1 protein-coding gene is annotated in these 347 nt (G+C 70.3%); it reads right to left on the bottom strand.

The genetic code is table 11. The annotated features are described in order from the left end of the window. Positions 1-347: hypothetical protein (locus tag KI686_RS15995; RefSeq protein ID WP_237590325.1), on the bottom strand; the 347-nt coding region annotated here is incomplete at both ends.

Raw genomic sequence — 347 nt, 5'->3', positions numbered from 1 at the left:
CCGCGATGTACGACAGCCACGCGTCGTCGCCCTCGGTGAGCGCCTGGTCGGACAGCGCCGCCACGCCCTGGGACGCGACGAGATCCTTCACCTCCTGCTCCTGCAGCCAGCGGATGTCGGTGATGCCGGTGCGCAGCTCGATGTACGTCGCGAACCCCTCGTACACCGCCACCGGCGGTGCGTCGAACGAGGTCAGCGGGGCGGCCGCGTAGTGCAGTCCGTGCGCGAACTCGTGCGTGAAGGTCGCCAGCCGGTCCTCGGCGCTCAGCGGGCCCATCATCACCAGCACCCCGGAGGTCGCATCGCCCACGGCGACGTCGGACTCGAAGAAGTCCGAGCGGAAGGCG

Source organism: Polaribacter sargassicola (assembly GCF_021991835.1).
Classification (GTDB): domain Bacteria; phylum Bacteroidota; class Bacteroidia; order Flavobacteriales; family Flavobacteriaceae; genus Polaribacter; species Polaribacter sargassicola.
The sequence above is the reverse complement of the archived record's forward strand: the minus strand, read 5'-3'. Positions and strand labels throughout refer to the sequence as shown.